Source organism: Psychrobacter sp. T6-1 (assembly GCF_052258445.1).
In genome coordinates this window covers 1-2,169 of sequence record NZ_JBQQFC010000364.1, presented here as the reverse complement: position 1 = coordinate 2,169, position 2,169 = coordinate 1, and the positions used below count along the sequence as shown (strand labels likewise).

At 47.0% G+C, this 2,169-nt stretch carries 1 protein-coding gene; it reads right to left on the bottom strand.

All coding sequences use genetic code 11. The annotated features are described in order from the left end of the window. Window positions 1-124: 124 nt before the first annotated feature. Window positions 125-1,873 (bottom strand): FAD-binding oxidoreductase, encoded by a 1,749-nt coding sequence (locus ACTXGO_RS12790; protein WP_443541261.1) that lies wholly within the window; start codon window positions 1,871-1,873, stop codon window positions 125-127. Window positions 1,874-2,169: the final 296 nt, after the last annotated feature.

Here is a 2,169-nt window from a genome sequence, read left to right as displayed (position 1 = left end):
CTTGCTTGCTTGCTTGCTTGCTTGCTGTGCGACTGCGTCACTCCAGAGGCTGCGCAAAATCAAGACCAGCCGCGCTGTAACGCTCTTCTATCAAACTGGCTATAAACAAAGCTCTTAATTAAAATTACTCTTCGAGCAACACACCCGGGTTCATACGCTGCTCAGGATCCAAGCTTTTGAGCATATCACGAGTCACTTGAATGCCAAGCTTACCTTTTTCGGCAGCCAGATACGGGGCATGATCGCGACCGACGCCATGCTGATGTGATATCGTCGCTTTGCCATTAGCCACGCTAGTACTTGCCGCATGTTTGATTTTTTGCCAGCGCTGTAAGGTGGTTGCATGATCTTTGGCGGCGCGGAAGAAATAAGTGGTATATAGACTTGCGCCTTGCTTATAGACATGTGAGATATGGGTAAAGGCCATGACGTCCTCGCCTTCATCAGCGAGCGAGGTTTTTACCGCGTCTTGCATCTGCGCCATTTGCTCGTCAATACGGCTCCAGTTGGTCGCAGTCTCAAAGGTATCGACCATAATGCCGCGATCCCAAAGCGTGCCGCGCAGATACGGAAATTTAAAACGCCCGTGTGCCCAAACACTACCCATAATATTAGTGATCTTGCCCGTGACACTACCATTTTGCTTTAACAATTTATTAAACTGAGTGATAGCTAGTTTATTCTGCGCCTTGTCACCTGAAAAGCCATAAGTGAGCATAACCTTTTCTGAGCTCAGCCCGCGCGCTTTTAGATAAGTACTAATGGCTAAAAACTGACTTGGCGTAGTACCTAGATGCAAATGTGCGTCAGTCTCGACCGCATTACTTAGGCGTAGCATAGACAGGCGAACATCGTTTTGCACCGCTTGTTTGAGTACCGCCTTACCCGCTTCCCAATTCGGCAAAAAAGCCACTTTAAATAGCTCTTCCTCAGGTTGCGATTGCACGCGCATCTTCACTTCGGTAAAGATACCCGCGCGACCTTCAGTGCCCATCATCATCTCACGCAGATCAGGCCCTGCTGAGGATGCGGGTATATCAGCAATCTCTAGCACGCCTTGCGGAGTGACTAAAGTGCCGCCAGCAAACATCTGCTCGATACGCCCATAGCCGAGCGATTGCTGTCCACTAGAGCGCGCGGCAATCCAGCCACCTAGCGTTGATAGCTCCCACGACTGCGGATAATGTCCCAAGCGATAACCGTGCTCGTCCAACTGTGCTTCGACTGCAGGACCTTGCGTACCCGCGCCAAAAGTGGCAATTTGGCTCTCGGTATCTAAGTCAATCAGCTGCGCCATCTCACCCATAGCAATCGTTAACACGGGACGCGAACCCTTTTGTGGGTTGATATGACCGACTACTGAAGTACCGCCGCCAAAAGGAATAACAATTAAGTCGTGCTCTTGAGCCAGCTTAAGTAATTGCTCGACATCACTAGTCGATTCGGGGAAAGCTACGCCATCGGGGAACACTTCAAAGTCACCGCCATGCATAGCGATCCAATCAGGGAAGCTTTGACCGCGGGCGTGTCTGAGTCTGATTTCTTGATCGGTCGATACCATATCAAGATCGGTAAGCTCAGCTGGCAAACGTGATTGTGGTACAGTTTTTAGCACTTGTTGCAGGCTAACTGATTTGAGCTTTTTAGTCTTGCCAATTTGTGATTTAATCAGTTTTGCGCCATGCGGTGAGACTTTTTTATTGATATTGACGTTACCCCAACCATTCCAGCGCGTTTGCTCGATAGGGGTGTTGGTCTTGGAAGTCATATCGAGACTGGTATTGTCGGTATTTTTGCTATCAGAGGCGATTGCGAGAGGCACAGATTTATTGGCTTTAGGGTTTTTACGGAGAAGGGATTTGAGTTTGCTCATAGGGACATACCTGTCGAGTTATAATCGTAATATTTTGAATGGGAGTGAGTCTATACAAGATGCTAAAACTCAACTAATGACTAAACCAAATGATAAGTCACCATACTAATTTTTCTAGATAATCGCAATACAAAAAACTATTCTTTATAAGTTTATCTTTCGCTCTATCCATTATTTATTTAGACCCTACCTAAATCTACCAAATCGACAAATTCCTTTTCTCCATGGATCTTATACATTCTGCGTTTGATATCGGGATAATTGGTGATATCAATCGGCGGTCTACTACCACCCAT